The following is a 14,332-nucleotide window of genomic DNA, read 5'->3' as shown; positions in this document are numbered from 1 at the left end:
ACCGTGGACTCATGACACACGACGACAAAGCCCCGATGTTCAGCTGGCGAGCCCGCGAGCAACTGTTCGGCCGCCGCATCCTCGTCCTCGACGGCCCCCTCGACGACGACAACGGCACCCTCCTCATCACCCAGCTACTCACCCTCGGCGCCCAGAGCCCCGAGGCCGGGATCTCGCTGTGGATCCACTCCCCCGGCGGCTCGGTACCGTCGATGCTGGCGATCCGCGACGTGATGCGGCTCGTGCCGTGCGAGGTGTCCACCCTGGCCCTCGGATTAGCCTGCAGTGCAGGGCAATTCCTGCTCTCCTCCGGTGCACCGGGTAAGCGGTATGCCCTGCCGCACGCCCGCGTCCTCATGCACCAGGGATCGGCGGGCATCGGCGGCAGCGCGGTGGAGGTGGAGGTGCAGGCCGATGACCTGCGCTACACCGTCGACACGGTGCTCAACCTCATCGCCGACGACACCGGCCAGCCTTTCGACCGCGTCTACGAGGACTCGCTGCACGACCGCTGGTTCACCGCGCCCCAAGCCCTCGAGTACGGGTTCATCGACCACATCGTCGAATCCTTCGATCAGGTCGTTCCGAACCGCCACCGCATCGGGATCACCGCATGAGAGCCGTTGCCGCACCGGCATTACCGAAGACGCTCCTCGAATTCCTGGTCGGCGCGCTACGCGGATCGGCTCCCGAGATCGCGCGGCCCTACTCCACGTCGTTCCTCACCGTCCGGAAGGCAATCTCATGACCTACACGATTCCCAATGTCGTGTCGCAGCATCGCGGCGGCGGTGAGCGGATCACCGATATCTACTCGCACCTGCTCAGCGAACGCATCGTCTATCTGGGTACGCCGATCGACTCCGGCGTCGCCAACGCGCTCATCGCCCAGCTGCTGCACCTGGAATCCGACAGCCCGGGTCAGGCGATCAGTCTTTACATCAACTGCGAAGGCGGCGACCTGTCCGCCATGCTCGCCGTCTACGACACCATGCGATTCATCAAGGCGCCGGTGCACACCACCTGTGTCGGCCAGGCGATCGCGGTGGGCGCTGTTCTGCTCGCGGGTGGCGCGGCCGGTCATCGGGCGATGCTCCCGCACACCCGCATCGTGTTGCACCAGCCCGCGACTCGCGGCCAGGGCACCATTCCCGACCTGATCTTGCAGGCCGACGAGATCGTCCGGATGCGTGCGGCGATCGAGGCGATCCTGTCCAAGCACACGGGCCAGACTCCGGAAACCCTGCGCCGAGACACTGACCGCGACCGAGTGTTCACGGCCGAGACCGCGCTCGAGTACGGACTGGTCGATCAGGTGCTGCACGAACGGGAGTGATCGGGAGCAGCCCCCGATTCCTACTGCTTTTCGATGCGGTCGAGGTAGACCCGGCGGACACTGTCGTCGACGCCGTTGATCGCGGCGTCGTCGTGGGCCATCTTGCGGAAGGCCCGCAGGACCGGTTCCGGCACCAACCCCGACGCGTTCGCCATCAGTCCGACGTAGCCGGGCACCGCGGTCTCGGCTGCCCGGGTCTTGACGCTGCGGACGACCGCGGCGGCGATGTCCTCGGGATCGACGGCGGGCAGGATGCCGTAGTCGATGCCGGAGCTGAGTTCGGTGCGCACCGCCGACGGCAGGACCGCGCTCACACTGACCCCGGTGGCATCCATTTCCAGCCGGGTGGCGGCGGTCAGGCCGACCACCGCGTACTTGCTGGCGTTGTAGACGGCGAGGCCCTTGAGCGGGAACTTGCCCGCCAGCGAGGCGACATTCACGACGTGGCCGTAGCCACGCTCGACCATGGCGGGCAGCGCCAGCCGCATACCGTGGATGACGCCGAAGACGTTGACGTCCATCGTGAGCTGATCGATCCGGTCGGACTGCTCGAGGAACGGACCGTTCGGCATCACGCCGGCATTGTTCACCAGCACGTCGAGCGGGCCGTGCCATCGGCTGGTCGCGTCGAGAAACGCCGCGAAGGACGCCTTGTCGGTGACGTCGAGCACGTGGCCCATCGCGTGGTCGCCGAGTTCGGCGGCGGCCTGCACGGCCATCGCTTCGTCGAGGTCACCGAGCGCGACATAGGCTCCCGCCTCGACGAACGCCTCGGCGGTGGCCAGCCCGATGCCGCGGGCGGCGCCGGTGATCGCGATCGTCGCGCCCGCGAGATCGATCCGTGGGTAGCTCATTGTGTGGCCTCTCGTCTGGTGCTCGATGGGTGGGTCGCGCGGCCGGTAGCGCTCACGCGGGCACCGTCACGTCGGTGATGGTGAAGTCGGCGGGGTCGAACGCACTGACCCGGGTGGTGAGTTCGCCGGTGGACCAGGGCCAGCTGAAACTGTTGCGGCCGTTGGCATCCATGTAGTAGCTGTGGCAACCGCCGGCGTTGTAGACGGTGCTCGCCAGCGCGGTTTGCACCTGGTCGACGTAGCGCGCCTGCACCTCGGGACGCACGTCCAGCGCCGCCCAGCCTTCGCGCCGCGCCCGCTCGATCGCCGAGACGAGGAAGGCGACCTGGGCTTCGAGGATGGCGAACGCCGACGAGTGGCCGGTGCCGAGGCTGGGACCGAGGACGGTGAACGCGTTGGGGAAACCGGTGGTGACGGTGCCGAGGTAGGCCTCGGGCGAGCCCTGCCAGTGTTCGGCCAGGGTGCGGCCGTCGGCGCCGCGCACGATGTCGGCGAGCGGGGTGTCGAGGATGTGGAAGCCGGTGCCGAGGATCACGGCGTCGACCTCGGCGGTGGTGCCGTCGGCGCCGACCACGGTGTTGCCCCGGAATTCGGCGACCCCGGTGGCGTGCACGTCGACGTTGCTCTTCGTCAGCGACTGGAGATAGCTGTTGGAGAACAGGATTCGCTTGCAGCCGAGCAGATAGTCCGGCCGCAGCTTCGCCCGCAACGCGGGATCACGCACCACGGCACGCAGATACGCCGACCCCACGGCCTGCACGGTCTGCATCAGCGGCCGCGGATGCCGGAACGCCACCCCGAGACCTTCCATCAACGCGTACTCGGTCGAGCGCAAGGCCTTGTGCGCGAACGGGAATCGGCGCATCACCTTCTTCTCGAAGCCGGGCACGCGGTGATCGAGTTTCGGCAGCACCCACTGCGCGGTGCGCTGGAACAGGTGCAATTCGGCGACCTCGGGCTGGATCGCGGGCACGAACTGCACCGCGGACGCACCGGACCCGACCACCGCGACCCGCTTGCCACGCAGGTCGTACCCGTGGTTCCAGCGCGCGGAGTGGAACACCTCGCCGGGGAATTCGGCCAGACCCGGAATCTCGGGCAGGCGTGGTTCGTTCCACGGACCGGCGGCCGAGACGACGAAACGCGCGCTCAGCGGGCCGTCGCTGGTTTCCAGCCGCCACAGCTGCGCCGTCTCGTCGAACCGCGAACCGACCACTTCCACCCCGAAGCGGGTGTGTTGCGCCAGCCCGTGCTCGCGCGCCACCCGGTCGACGTAGTCGAGGATCTCGGGCTGGGGCGCGAACAACCGCGACCACTCGCTGTTCGGCGCGAAGGAGAACGAGTACAGGCCGGACGGGACATCGCAGGCACAGCCGGGATAGGTGTTGGCCCGCCACGTCCCGCCGAAGGTTTCGGCCTTCTCGATGATCACCACGTCCTCGATCCCGGCCTCGATCAGCTTGATCGCCGCACAGATCCCGGAAACCCCCGCTCCGATCACAACGACCTCGTGCTGGCGGCTCATACGACTTCTCCTTCGAACGAAACGAGTGGTGCGCCGACCTCGACGCGGGAAGTGATGCGATCCGGGGCGCCGCCGCGCGGGGACCCGACGGCGGACAAGCGAGCATCCGCTGATGACCGCGCTGATCCGGGAGATCGGGTTCGACGGGTCGGGCGGATCATGTGGGTCGGTTCGCGAGAGTGGAAGCGCGCACCGCCTCGGCGACTCGGTCCGGAACGCTGCGACGGGCTGCGGCGATGGTGGCCGGTCGGCGGGCCGAATCCATGAAGTTCGCGCCCATGGCGGCGAGTTCCCCGGGACCCGGTTCGACGCGGACCACCCGGGTGCCCGCGGCGCGCAGCAGCGCGACTTCGCGATCCAGGCCGCGGGTCATCTGGGTGCGGAGCAGGCGTTCGACCCGGTTCAGGCCGGTGGCCGGTGCGCCGCCCTCAGAGGTCATCGGGGCGATGACCACCACCTCGTCGAGTTCGCACGGCACCAGCAGATCGGCCGACACCGACGACACCGAACCACCGTCGACGTAGTCCTGCCCGCCGATCCGCACGGGTGGGAACCACCCGGGGATGGCCCAGGACGCGGCGATCGCATCACCCAGATCGACCGCCCGCGCACCTGCGGCGACCGGGTTTCCGGCCGTCGCGATGCGAGTGTCACTCGCTCCGAAGGCAACTCGCGCACCCGTTGCCGCGTCGGCGCCGACCACCCAGGTCGCGGGGTGGCTCACCCAGCCGCTCCGGCCGGCCAGCGCACGTCCGAAGGAACGCAGCCAGTCGGCGTCGCCGCCGCCGCGCGGCAGGAGTCCGGCCAGCGCGGTGTACGGCGAGCGAGCGCGCAGACCGGCGCCGACCAGGCCGAGCCCGGGGAATCCGAGCCTCGGCAGCGGGGGGAATCTGCCGGGGTCGACGGCGATGTGCGCGGCCAGGACCGGGTCGGCGTGCGGGGACGAGTCGAGTGCGGCGAGCAGGTCGGCGGGGGTTCGCCCGGACCCGAGGGTCGCTACCAGTTCCGCGCCCGCGGAGGTGCCGACCAGGACATCGGCGGTGCGAATGTCCCAGTTCAGCGCGCGTTCGACGGCGTCGAGGGCTACGGCGGTCCAGGCGAAGCCGAGCAGGCCACCACAGCCGATCGCTACGCCACGTCGTGTAGTCATATTTCGAATACTAACGGTATTTGAATTCCAGCGGTAGCCCATCTTGCTAAACTCCTGCACATGGCCAGAATGACGCGCAAGGAGTCGCACGCTCTCACGCGTGAACGACTGGTCGAGACAGCCAAACGGCTGTTCATGGCCGACGGCTACAACGTGACCCCACTGGAGAAGGTGGCCACCGAGGCCGGATTCTCCAAGGGCGCGGTGTACTCCAACTTCGCGACCAAGCACGAACTGGGCCTGGCCGTACTCGACGTCGTCCACGTGGAACGCGCCCAGTCGCTCGTGGACGCGATGCTGGCGTACGACACCTTGGCCGAGCGGATCGAAGGATTCGCGCGATGGGCCGACGAGAACATCGGCGATGTCGGCTGGACCGCGCTGGAAGTCGAGTTCGCGACGAGCACCCGGCACATGCCCGAGATCCGCACCGAACTCGCCGAGCGCCGACGCACCCTGACGACGATGCTCGCCACAGTGATCCAGACGCAGGCCGATCAGCTCGGGCTCGAACTCCCCCTGACCGCGGAAGACGCGGCGCTGCAACTGCTCTCGCTCGGTATCGGCCTCGGCGTGCAGCGCGCGATCGACCCGGAACTTCCCGTCAGCGCGATCGTCGACCTACTCCGCAGCCAGATCGCCGCCAGCCGCACGCGCGCTGCAGTGGACGGCTGACCCCCGGTCTCGCGACGGCCGATCAGGCGGCGAGCAGGACGGCGTTCGGGGCCAGGGCGATAGGGGCGGAGCTGGACGGGGCGATCTGACGTTGCCCGCCCAGCACGACCGCGCGCGCCGGAACGAGGGCGTGCCCGCGCATCGATTCGGCTACCTGCGCGACGAGATCCCCCAGCGAAGTACCGAGGGCGCCGGCCAAGGCGGCGATCATCTCGCTCGATGGCTCCTTGCGTCCGCGCTCGACCTCGGAGAGGTACTGCGGCGAGATCCCCGCCCGACCCGCGGTGTCGACGAGGGTGGAGCGCTGTTCCAGGCGCAGCGCGCGCAGCCGTTCACCCAGCGCCTCACGCCAGAGTGGTTCCGGCCGCGACCGCCGTTCGCCGCGTCCGCCTGGAATCACCCGCAACCCGCTGTGCTCGCCCATACTCCGAGCGTAGGGACCCCCGAACCGAAACACCCGGCTCTTCTGCTCTGGGCGTAACCCGAGGGACAAGGGGGCCCGCCCTGATCTGGACTGAGTGGAGGGTGCGACGAAGGAGTACCCGGAGGGAGGGAAGATCAGGGGCCCGAAGGGCCCCCGCTCGAGCGCGCCAGCGCTCCAACGACTCAGCGGGTGATGCCGAAGCGGGTGTCTGCCCAGCCGAGCGCGTCGGCGAAGGACGCGGCGACGATCTCGCTGTGGTCGACGCTGTCGTATTTGCGGTAGTCGACCGACTCGCCCCGGCCCTGCTGTTCGGCGACCATCGCGTCCGTCGCCTGCAACGGGACGGTGAGGTCGGAACGGCCCTGGAGGACGAGCACCGGGACGGTGAATCGCAGGCCGCTCGGGTCGTTGTCGTCGAGGATTCGCAGCAGCCCGGAGACGTCGCCGTCGGCGGTGAACACGTCCTTCGCCGACAGGCCGCCCCACTTGCTCTTGTCGCGCAGCCCGCCGGTGCACTCGGAGTCGGCCACCGGCAGCAGCGACTGCGCACGGCCGGTGAGGAATCGGGCGGGGTCCACATCGGTCACCGTCTGGGCGCCACGGACCAACAGCGGCAGGTACACCGACACGTCGCCCGTACCGAGCTTGCCCAGCGGATTCGACGCCGCCCACTTCGCCATCCGCACCTGTTCGCCCAGATGTGAGGCGGGCGCCAGCGCTATGGCGCCGAGCAGGGGTGTGTTCGGCGTCCACCCCGCGGCGTCGACAGCGGCGAACAGGGCCGCGTGGCCGCCTTGCGAATGCCCCATCGCCACCCAGCGCGAGCCGACCGTCTTGTCGATTTCCCGTGCCGCGGTGGCGATATCGGCCATCGCGCGTTGTTCGGTCTCGCCGATCATGTACCCGTGACCGCCCGGTGTCCCCAAGCCCTGGTAATCGGTCCTGGCGACCGCGTACCCCTTGGCCACCCAGCGTGCCTGTTCGTCCCGGCTCGGGGAGGAGCCCTCGGAGCGTGAGGCCGCGCAGACATCGGCGACCCCGGTGCTGCCCGGCCCCCAGGAGATGAGCGGCCAACCACCCGCCGGCGCGACGCCTTCGGGCACCGCGAGCGTCCCCGACACCGCGACGGGCTTCTCCTGCGCGTCCAGCGACCGGTACAGCGTCAGATAGTTGCGGGCGCCGGGCACGGCCTGCGCACCGGTGAGCGGCTGCGCGCGGATCACCGAACCACGTTGTCCCGGAATCGATTCCGCGCTGGGGTTGTAGAACGCGGAAAGCGGTGCGGCCGCGGCGAATTCGGCGGGCCTGCTGTCCTGGGCACAGGCCGGCGCGGACAGCGCCAGGCAACCCGCTGCGATCACCCGAGCAATACGTGCGTGCAAGTTTCCCCCGATACACCCGACGGCCCATGACGTGGCCGATAAACCGCCGACCAGGTTACTCGATGCCACCCGGACGGCTGGGCACCCTACGACGCCCAGCCGTCCACCGGTCTCAGCCCAGCACCCGGCCGAGGAAGTCACGGATCAGCGCGGCGATCTCGGGCCCGTGCGTCTCCAGCGCGAAATGGCCTGCGTCGAGCAGGTGGAGTTCGGCGTCGGGCAGGTCACGCAGATATGCGCGCGCACCGTCGGCGCCGAAGATCTCGTCGTGGGCACCCCAGGCGATGAGCGTCGGCGGCCGGTGCTCGGCGAAATACTTCTGGAAGGCCGGATAGCCGTCGAGGTTGTTCTTGTAGTCGAAGAACAGCTGCAGCTGGATCTCCTTGTTGCCGGGACGGTCGAGGTAGGCCTGATCGAGGGACCACGCATCCGGGCTGACCAGCGCGAGCCGGTCGGCCGGAACACCGTGTGTGTACTGCCATTTCGTCGCGTCGAGCTCGAGCAGCTTGCGCACTGCGGGCTCGTTGGGTCACGCGGTCGTTCGCGTGCGCGAACAGCACCTCCCAGAACGGGGTGAAGCCCTCGAGGTAAGCGTTGCCGCTCTGGGTGATGATCGCGGTGACCCGCCCGGGACGGCGCGAGGCTATGCGCAGGCCGATGGGGGCGCCGTAATCCTGGATATAGAGCGCGAATCGGTCGATGCCGAGGGTATCGAGCAGTTCCAGGGTGATCTCGGTGAGTGCGTCGAAGCTGTAGTCGAATTCGTCGACCGGCGGCATGGCCGACTGGCCGAAGCCGAGGTGATCGGGCGCGATCACGTGGTAGTCGTCGGCCAATGCGGGGATCAGGTTGCGGAACATGGCCGAGCTGGACGGGAAGCCGTGCAGCAGAAGCAGAGTCGGCTTGTCCGAGTCGCCTGCTTCGCGGTAGAAGACCGATCGGCCCTGGATCTCGACGGTGTGGTGGCTTACCTGGTTCATCCTGGATCTCTTTCTGTGTGGGTGATACTCGCGCCGAGCCCGGGATCTCCGGCGAGGGCGTGCACAACCGTGGCCACGCGCCGCCGAGGCCACCCCCGCCGCCAGCGCGGCCAGCGCGGCCAGCGCGGCCAGCGCCACGAGCCTGCCCGCGCCCACGCAAGATGCTCACGCCGCACGTCCGTCACTCCCTAACTCGTTAAATCAATTTCAACGGTTAGAACACGACGGCCAGTGATCGTATTCCTCAGTCGCGAAAATCATCGGCGCGCGAAATCGCTTCGCGGCCGGGTGGTCTCGGATTCAGCGGCGAGCCGGCGCCGCGGAAACGCGCCCGCCGCGAAACACGAACGGCGCGCTCACCAGGAGGTGAACGCGCCGGACGGTGGAGAACGAACTAGCGGCCGATCGCGGCGGCCATCACGCGGGAGGCCGAGATCAGGCCGTCGATCAGGTTGCCCTGACGGAAGGAGGCCAGGGCGGCGGTGACGCCGAGCTGGCAGATGCGGTCGTTGGCGCGCTCGGCCACGTTCGCGCCGGAACGGATCTCGATCGCGCCCTGGTTCGGGGATACGGCGATGAGCACCGAATCGGCCGACTCCGGGGTGTTCGGCAGGATCGCGTCGGCACCGGCCGCCGGATCGGAGCCGAGGTCGCCGAGGTAGATGTTGAAGCGGACCTTGGTGGCGCGGGTCGCCTCGGTGAGCGCGTTGTCGAGGGAGATGCGCTCACGATCGGTGAACGGCACCTCGTCGAACACGGTGCCGGGCTCGTGCACGCCGGACACGCGGCCGCTGCTGGTGAGGGCGAACCCGTGCGGCAGGTCGGCCTCGACCACCGCGGGCCAATTAGAACTTGCCACTTGCCCGGCCTCCGATCAGCTCCGCATGCGCGGTTTCGAGAGCCGCATGACTGCCATGCGGCTCGGCGGTGTGGTGCCCCGCCGCGGCGGTCACCTCATCGGTAGCACTCCACAGCACCGGCCGGTGGGTCCACTTCTGCCCGAGTGCGAAGTGGGCCGGCTTCTCACCGGGGAATGGCTTACCGAGATAGGACAAACCCGCGATCGCGAAGTAGATCGCGGCCGGGATGCCGACGAAGATCAGCACTGTCTCGAGAATGCTCACGCACCAACGGTAGACGATGCTGTGTAGTAGTTCCTCCTCCGGCTGGCAGTTCCCGTACCGCGTGTCCGGTGCGGCTACACCAACCAGGCCGCCGCGTTCGGTGGCAATCGGTCGTCGGCGACCGGCGCGCTCGACAGCAGCACCTCCCCCGGCGGCAGCTGGATCGGGCCCTCGGAGGCGTTGAGTACGCAGATCAGGCCGCCCGGACGACGGAACGCGAGGCAGCCGTCGGGACTGCCGTACCACTCGATCCGCTGGCCCGCGAACTCCGGCCGGGTGGCGCGCAGATCGATCGCCAGGCGGTACAGCGACAGCGTCGAGTGCAGGGTCTCCAATTGCGCTTCGACGGTGCGGTCGGCCCAATCGGCGGGGATCGGCAACCACGGCTTGCCCGCGGTGAAACCGAACGGCGTGGCCGGTCCCTCCCACGGCATCGGGACCCGGCACCCGTCACGGCCGCGCTCCTGGTGACCCGTGCGCTCCCACACCGGATCCTGCAAGACATCGTCGGGCAGGTCGTCGACATTGGGCAGGGCCAGTTCGGCGCCGTTGTAGATGAACACCGCACCGGGCAGGGCGAGTTCGACCATCACCATCGCCCGCGCCCGCGCGACGCCGGTCTTGCCGCCGCCGTATCGCGTCACCTCACGTTCGATGTCGTGATTGGACAGTGTCCAGGTGGGTGGGGCGCCCGCGTCGGCGACCGCGTCGAGGGAGTGCGTGATCGCGTCATGAACACCCTGCGCGGTGAAGGGGGTCTCGGCGAGACGGAAGTTGAACGCCAGATGCAACTCGTCGGGCCGGACGTACTCGCCGAAACGGACGTTGTCGTCGACCCACACCTCGCCGATCGATACCGCGTGCGGGTAGTCGTCGAGCACCGTGCGGATACGGCGGTGGATGGCATGCACACCCGGGTTGTTGAAGCGGGGATCGTCGTCGTCGTGGACAAGCATCTTGGTCTCGACCCGGTCCATGTCGGGCAGGCCCTCCGGCTTGGCCATCCCGTGGGCGACATCGAGGCGGAAACCGTCGACGCCACGGTCGAGCCAGAAGCGCAGGGTCTTCTCGAAATCGTCGGCGACCTCGGGGTTGTCCCAGTTCAGGTCGGGTTGCTCGGGCGCGAAGATGTGCAGGTACCACTGCCCCGCAGTGCCGTCGGGTTCGGTGATCCTGGTCCAGGCGGGGCCGCCGAAAATGCTCGGCCAGTTGTTGGGTGGCTCCTCCCCGTTCTCGCCGCGGCCGTCCCGGAAGATGTAGCGAGCGCGTTCGGGGCTGCCTTGCGCAGCCTCCAGCGCCTCGGCGAACCACGCGTGTTCGATGCTGGTGTGGTTGGGCACCAGATCCATCGTCACCTTGATCTCGCGGTCGTGCGCCTCGGCGATCAACTCGTCCAGTGCCGCCAGCCCGCCGAAGAGCGGGTCGATATCGCGCGGATCGGACACGTCGTAGCCACCGTCGGCCTGTGGTGACCGCATCACCGGACAGATCCACAGCGCGTCGACGCCCAATAGCTCCAGGTACCCCATCTTCTCGCGGACACCGCCCAGGTCGCCGACCCCGTCACCATCGGAGTCGGCGAACGAACGCGGATAGACCTGATAGAACACGGCGGTTTTCCACCACGGAGCGGTGCTTGCTTCCCCCGGCACCGGCGAGGCAGGTGTCTGTGTCACACCCGCAATATTGCCAAAGATCGCCCGTAATATTCATTGCGGGGCGAGACTTTCTGCGAATCCGGCAAATCACCAGCGTTCGCCACGCCACAGCGAAACATCGTGGTAAAGGGCGACATCGACGCGAAACCGGCCCGCTATGCGCCAGTCATCAGCGAACAGCGGGCACCCGCAGGCTCCGGTGAGCGGGCTCTGATTCCGCTACGGAGCGTTCTGCAGGGAGGCCGCTGCCATCTGGAAGTAGTCCAGCAGGGCTTTGCGGTGTTCGTCGTCCAGGATCGACGGTTCGATCTCCCCGACCGCGATCCGCATGCACCGCATCCAGGCGTCGCGCTCGAGCGGCCCGATGACGAACGGATTGTGGCGCATGCGCAGGCGCGGGTGCCCACGCTCGTCGGAGTAGGTGCGCGGCCCGCCCCAGTACTGTTCGAGGAACATCCGGAACCGGCGCTCGGCCGGGCCGAGGTCTTCCTCCGGGTACAGCGGACGCAGGATCTCGTCGGCCGCGACCTCGCGATAGAACACCGACACCAGACGGCGAAACGTCTCCGCGCCGCCCACGGCTTCGTAGAAGGAGGTCGTTGTCTGCTCACCGGAAGTCACGCGCTCCATTGTGCCCCGATCACCACGGTCACGAACGCGCCGCCCTTCAACCACAGTTCATCCGGAAGTTTGAAAAATAGCCGTGCAATACCGGCGGAACCATGGTCAACTGGGGGCAGTATCGGCCCCAGATACCACATGATCCTGCCAATCATGAAATTGAGGTCAACGAGATGAAGCAGCGACCGAGCGCCCGTTCACACGAGGCGCGCACGCACCGACAACTCCAGCCCGCCGACGTCCACAATCGTGGCTCGGGGGCTGTTCCGCTGCATATCTTGTCCGATCACCATCCGGGCGCACACGGTCTTCACGACCTGCCGCATCTCCCCGCGCCGCTGCATCTCGCCGGAGACCACGACGCCGCCGCATGGCGCAAACGCCGGGTCCTCCTCCTCAACGCCACCTACGAGCCGCTCACCGCCCTGTCCGCGCGTCGCGCTGTCGTGCTGCTGATCTGCGCCAAAGCAGACGCCGTCCACGACGATCCCGAAGGACCGGTCCTGCATTCCGCGGGGTCCCAAGTAGCGATTCCGTCCGTCATCCGCCTGCGCACCTATGTGCGGGTGCCCTACCGCGCCCGCGTGCCGATGACCCGCGCCGCGCTCATGCATCGCGACCACTACCGATGCGGATACTGCGGCGGCAAGGCCGAGACCATCGACCACGTGATCCCCCGCAGCCGCGGCGGCGAGCACTCGTGGGAGAACTGCGTCGCCAGCTGCGCCCCCTGCAATCACCGCAAGGCCGACAAGATGCTGGCCGACCTGGGCTGGCACCTGCGCCACCCACTGGTCTCGCCCAAGGGCCCGCACTGGCGGCTGCTGTCCACCACCGCCGATCTGGATCCGATCTGGTTGCAGTACCTCGGCGAAGGAGCCGCCTGATAGGCACAGCCGCGCAGCGTTCGACAGCCGCGCACGGCCGCAGCCGTGCCCGGCACCGCGCTCGATCGACTCAGGCGCTCTCGATGACCATCGTCGCCCACGTTCCCGGCTCGAGAGCTTCGAAGATGTGCGGGAGATCGCCCAGGTAGCGGATGTAGTCGCCGGGGCGCATCTCCACGGGCTCGTCCGCCGGGCCCGCCATGGCACGGCCCGCCGCCAGGACGACATGCTCGACGACGCCGGGGCTGTGCGGATCCGAGCGACGGGTGTGGCCGGGTTCGGCCGCGATGCGATACACATCACAGCGGGTATGCGACTGGCCCGCTGCGAGCAATGTCACCCGGTAGTCGGCATCGGCCGAGGGGACCGGCGCGCCCTCGTCGGCGCGGATCACCTGAACATTGGCCCGTGGCGGGTCGAGCAGCCGCGAGAACGGCATTTCGAGGGCGACGCACAGCGCCCACAGGGTTTCCAGGCTGGGATTGCCGGTGCCCGATTCCAGTTGCGACAGTGTGGATTTCGCGACGCCCGCCCGATGGGCGACCTCGGTGAGCGAGAGACCCGCGCGGGCGCGTTCACGACGCAGCGCCGCGGCGATCACCGCCTGGGGCGGTCCGACGACAGGGTCCTGCCGGTCCATCTACGCCTCCTGGGGGCTGGCGATACCGCGTTGACTTTACCCACCCCGTGCGTTCAATATAAACAACATGCGTTCGATTTGGCGAACACTCGACCGGAGAACCGTGGCTGCCGTAGCCGCGGCGTGCTGTGCCGTCGGCCTGTTCGGTGTGTCCTACGGCGCGTCGACGATCGCGGCCGGGTTTCCGATGTGGATGCCGATCGTGATGGCGGTGACGGTGCTGGCAGGCGGCTCGGAGTTGCTGTTCTTCGGGATCGTCGCGGCCGGCGGTAGCCCGCTGGCGGCGGTGGTCGCCGGGCTGCTGCTCAACGCGCGCCATCTGCCGTACGGATTGTCGGCACCCGAGGTGTTCGGGCGCGGCTGGAAGCGGGTGCTCGGCATCCATGTCCTCAACGACGAATCGGTCGCCTTCGCCACGGCACCCGGCGATCAGGAGCGCAAACGCGCCGCGTACTGGGCCTGCGGTATCGGCGTCGCACTGTGCTGGCCACTGGGCGCCACCCTCGGCGCGGCGCTGGGTTCGCTCGTGCCCGACACCTCGGCGCTCGGCTTGGACGCGGTGTTCCCGGTGATCCTGCTGGCGCTGATCCTGCCCGCCCTGCGCGATCGGGCGACAGTGCGACCAGTGCTGGTCGGCGCGGCATCGGCCGTTGCCGTGGCACCGTTCGTCCCGGCCGGTCTGCCGGTCCTGATCGCCCTGGGCGGTCTCGTGTTCGCCTTCCGTCCGCCCGCGCCGGTCGCCGAAACGGTGTCCGCGTGAATGCCCCGTACTTGTTGCCCGCCATGCTGGCGCTCGCGGTGGGAACCTACGCGCTGCGCTGGACCGGGCCCGCGCTGCGTCATCGAATGCGGCTCTCCCCCAAAGCAATTCACCTGCTCGATACCGGCGCCCTGATCCTGCTCGCGGCGCTTGTCGCGACGGCGACCTTGCCCACCGGTTCCGGCCATCTCGGCATCGCGTTGCCCGCCGGCGTCGGCGTGGGCGGTGTCCTCGCGTGGCGACGCGCCCCGCTGCTGGTCACCGTGCTGGCAGCGGCCGCAACAACCGCACTGCTACGTCTCGTCGGCGTGCACTGA

Annotated in this window: 18 protein-coding genes and 1 pseudogene; 7 read left to right on the top strand and 12 right to left on the bottom strand. The window is 68.5% G+C overall.

Annotation, left to right across the window (positions count from 1 at the left end):
- Positions 1 to 11: 11 nt before the first annotated feature.
- The 3 genes from ACFWFP_RS25990 to ACFWFP_RS25980 are packed head-to-tail and all read left to right on the top strand — an operon-like array spanning position 12 to position 1,335.
- Entirely contained in the window at positions 12 to 617 is a 606-nt protein-coding gene (locus ACFWFP_RS25990; RefSeq protein ID WP_379299183.1) for a ClpP family protease, read from the top strand.
- Positions 614 to 748: a hypothetical protein gene (locus ACFWFP_RS25985; RefSeq protein WP_379299181.1), complete on the top strand. Its 135-nt coding sequence runs from the start codon at positions 614 to 616 to the stop codon at positions 746 to 748. Before ACFWFP_RS25990 ends, ACFWFP_RS25985 begins: the two co-directional genes overlap by 4 nt.
- Positions 745 to 1,335, top strand: a complete 591-nt coding sequence (locus ACFWFP_RS25980) for a ClpP family protease (protein ID WP_378995589.1) — start codon at positions 745 to 747, stop codon at positions 1,333 to 1,335. The genes ACFWFP_RS25985 and ACFWFP_RS25980 overlap by 4 nt, the downstream gene beginning before the upstream one ends.
- A 20-nt stretch (positions 1,336 to 1,355) precedes the next feature.
- Here ACFWFP_RS25980 and ACFWFP_RS25975 read toward each other — a convergent pair whose 3' ends face one another.
- The 3 genes from ACFWFP_RS25975 to ACFWFP_RS25965 all read right to left on the bottom strand — a co-directional run bounded on the left by ACFWFP_RS25975 (position 1,356) and on the right by ACFWFP_RS25965 (position 4,864).
- The gene (locus tag ACFWFP_RS25975) at positions 1,356 to 2,189 is read right to left on the bottom strand and encodes an SDR family oxidoreductase (RefSeq protein ID WP_379299179.1); all 834 of its coding nucleotides are present in this window, start codon (positions 2,187 to 2,189) and stop codon (positions 1,356 to 1,358) included.
- 52 nt (positions 2,190 to 2,241) lie between these two features.
- Positions 2,242 to 3,714 carry a flavin-containing monooxygenase gene (locus ACFWFP_RS25970; RefSeq protein WP_379299177.1) on the bottom strand — a complete coding sequence of 491 codons (1,473 nt, stop codon included), beginning with the start codon at positions 3,712 to 3,714 and terminating at the stop codon, positions 2,242 to 2,244.
- Positions 3,715 to 3,871: 157 nt separating this feature from the next.
- A complete protein-coding gene (locus ACFWFP_RS25965) occupies positions 3,872 to 4,864 on the bottom strand; it encodes a patatin-like phospholipase family protein (RefSeq protein WP_379299175.1) in 993 nt (330 codons plus the stop codon).
- 60 nt (positions 4,865 to 4,924) lie between these two features.
- Between ACFWFP_RS25965 and ACFWFP_RS25960 the strand changes: the two genes are divergently transcribed.
- A complete protein-coding gene (locus ACFWFP_RS25960; protein ID WP_379299173.1) occupies positions 4,925 to 5,539 on the top strand; it encodes a TetR/AcrR family transcriptional regulator in 615 nt (204 codons plus the stop codon).
- A gap of 22 nt (positions 5,540 to 5,561) precedes the next feature.
- Here the strand turns inward: ACFWFP_RS25960 and ACFWFP_RS25955 are convergent, their stop codons facing one another.
- The 8 genes and pseudogenes from ACFWFP_RS25955 to ACFWFP_RS25920 form a co-directional block, all read right to left on the bottom strand.
- On the bottom strand, positions 5,562 to 5,963 hold the full coding sequence (locus ACFWFP_RS25955) for a helix-turn-helix domain-containing protein (protein WP_379299171.1): 402 nt from the start codon (positions 5,961 to 5,963) through the stop codon (positions 5,562 to 5,564).
- Between the two features lie 182 nt (positions 5,964 to 6,145).
- Positions 6,146 to 7,324, bottom strand: coding sequence for an alpha/beta hydrolase family protein (locus ACFWFP_RS25950; protein ID WP_379299169.1), 1,179 nt, complete (start codon positions 7,322 to 7,324; stop codon positions 6,146 to 6,148).
- Positions 7,325 to 7,457: 133 nt separating this feature from the next.
- A complete protein-coding gene (locus ACFWFP_RS25945; RefSeq protein ID WP_379299167.1) occupies positions 7,458 to 7,859 on the bottom strand; it encodes an alpha/beta fold hydrolase in 402 nt (133 codons plus the stop codon).
- Positions 7,804 to 8,205 (bottom strand): annotated as a pseudogene (locus tag ACFWFP_RS25940) (alpha/beta fold hydrolase); the annotation flags it as partial. The pseudogene ACFWFP_RS25940 and the gene ACFWFP_RS25945, both read right to left, overlap by 56 nt.
- Before the next feature lie 514 nt (positions 8,206 to 8,719).
- Positions 8,720 to 9,184 (bottom strand): DUF5130 domain-containing protein, encoded by a 465-nt coding sequence (locus ACFWFP_RS25935; RefSeq protein ID WP_379299165.1) that lies wholly within the window; start codon positions 9,182 to 9,184, stop codon positions 8,720 to 8,722.
- Positions 9,171 to 9,449, bottom strand: coding sequence for a hypothetical protein (locus ACFWFP_RS25930; RefSeq protein WP_194829561.1), 279 nt, complete (start codon positions 9,447 to 9,449; stop codon positions 9,171 to 9,173). The genes ACFWFP_RS25935 and ACFWFP_RS25930 overlap by 14 nt, the downstream gene beginning before the upstream one ends.
- 74 nt (positions 9,450 to 9,523) lie before the next feature.
- Entirely contained in the window at positions 9,524 to 11,125 is a 1,602-nt protein-coding gene (locus tag ACFWFP_RS25925) for an alpha-amylase family glycosyl hydrolase (RefSeq protein WP_379299163.1), read from the bottom strand.
- Between the two features lie 201 nt (positions 11,126 to 11,326).
- Positions 11,327 to 11,737, bottom strand: a complete 411-nt coding sequence (locus ACFWFP_RS25920; protein ID WP_101464033.1) for a globin — start codon at positions 11,735 to 11,737, stop codon at positions 11,327 to 11,329.
- Positions 11,738 to 11,901: 164 nt separating this feature from the next.
- Here ACFWFP_RS25920 and ACFWFP_RS25915 point away from each other — a divergent pair, with 164 nt between their 5' ends.
- A complete protein-coding gene (locus tag ACFWFP_RS25915; protein ID WP_379299161.1) occupies positions 11,902 to 12,615 on the top strand; it encodes an HNH endonuclease in 714 nt (237 codons plus the stop codon).
- 70 nt (positions 12,616 to 12,685) lie between these two features.
- On the opposite strand, the gene ACFWFP_RS25910 is transcribed toward ACFWFP_RS25915, so the two are convergent.
- Complete coding sequence (locus ACFWFP_RS25910) at positions 12,686 to 13,255, bottom strand: helix-turn-helix domain-containing protein (RefSeq protein WP_101464034.1); 570 nt, start codon at positions 13,253 to 13,255, stop codon at positions 12,686 to 12,688.
- 67 nt (positions 13,256 to 13,322) lie between these two features.
- Here ACFWFP_RS25910 and ACFWFP_RS25905 point away from each other — a divergent pair, with 67 nt between their 5' ends.
- Both ACFWFP_RS25905 and ACFWFP_RS25900 read left to right on the top strand, forming a co-directional pair.
- The gene (locus tag ACFWFP_RS25905; protein ID WP_379299159.1) at positions 13,323 to 14,015 is read left to right on the top strand and encodes an AzlC family ABC transporter permease; all 693 of its coding nucleotides are present in this window, start codon (positions 13,323 to 13,325) and stop codon (positions 14,013 to 14,015) included.
- Entirely contained in the window at positions 14,012 to 14,332 is a 321-nt protein-coding gene (locus ACFWFP_RS25900) for an AzlD domain-containing protein (RefSeq protein WP_379299157.1), read from the top strand. Before ACFWFP_RS25905 ends, ACFWFP_RS25900 begins: the two co-directional genes overlap by 4 nt.

It is taken from the genome of Nocardia sp. NPDC060249, from assembly GCF_042728755.1.
Classification (GTDB): domain Bacteria; phylum Actinomycetota; class Actinomycetes; order Mycobacteriales; family Mycobacteriaceae; genus Nocardia.
This window is presented reverse-complemented; position numbering and strand designations above follow the sequence as displayed.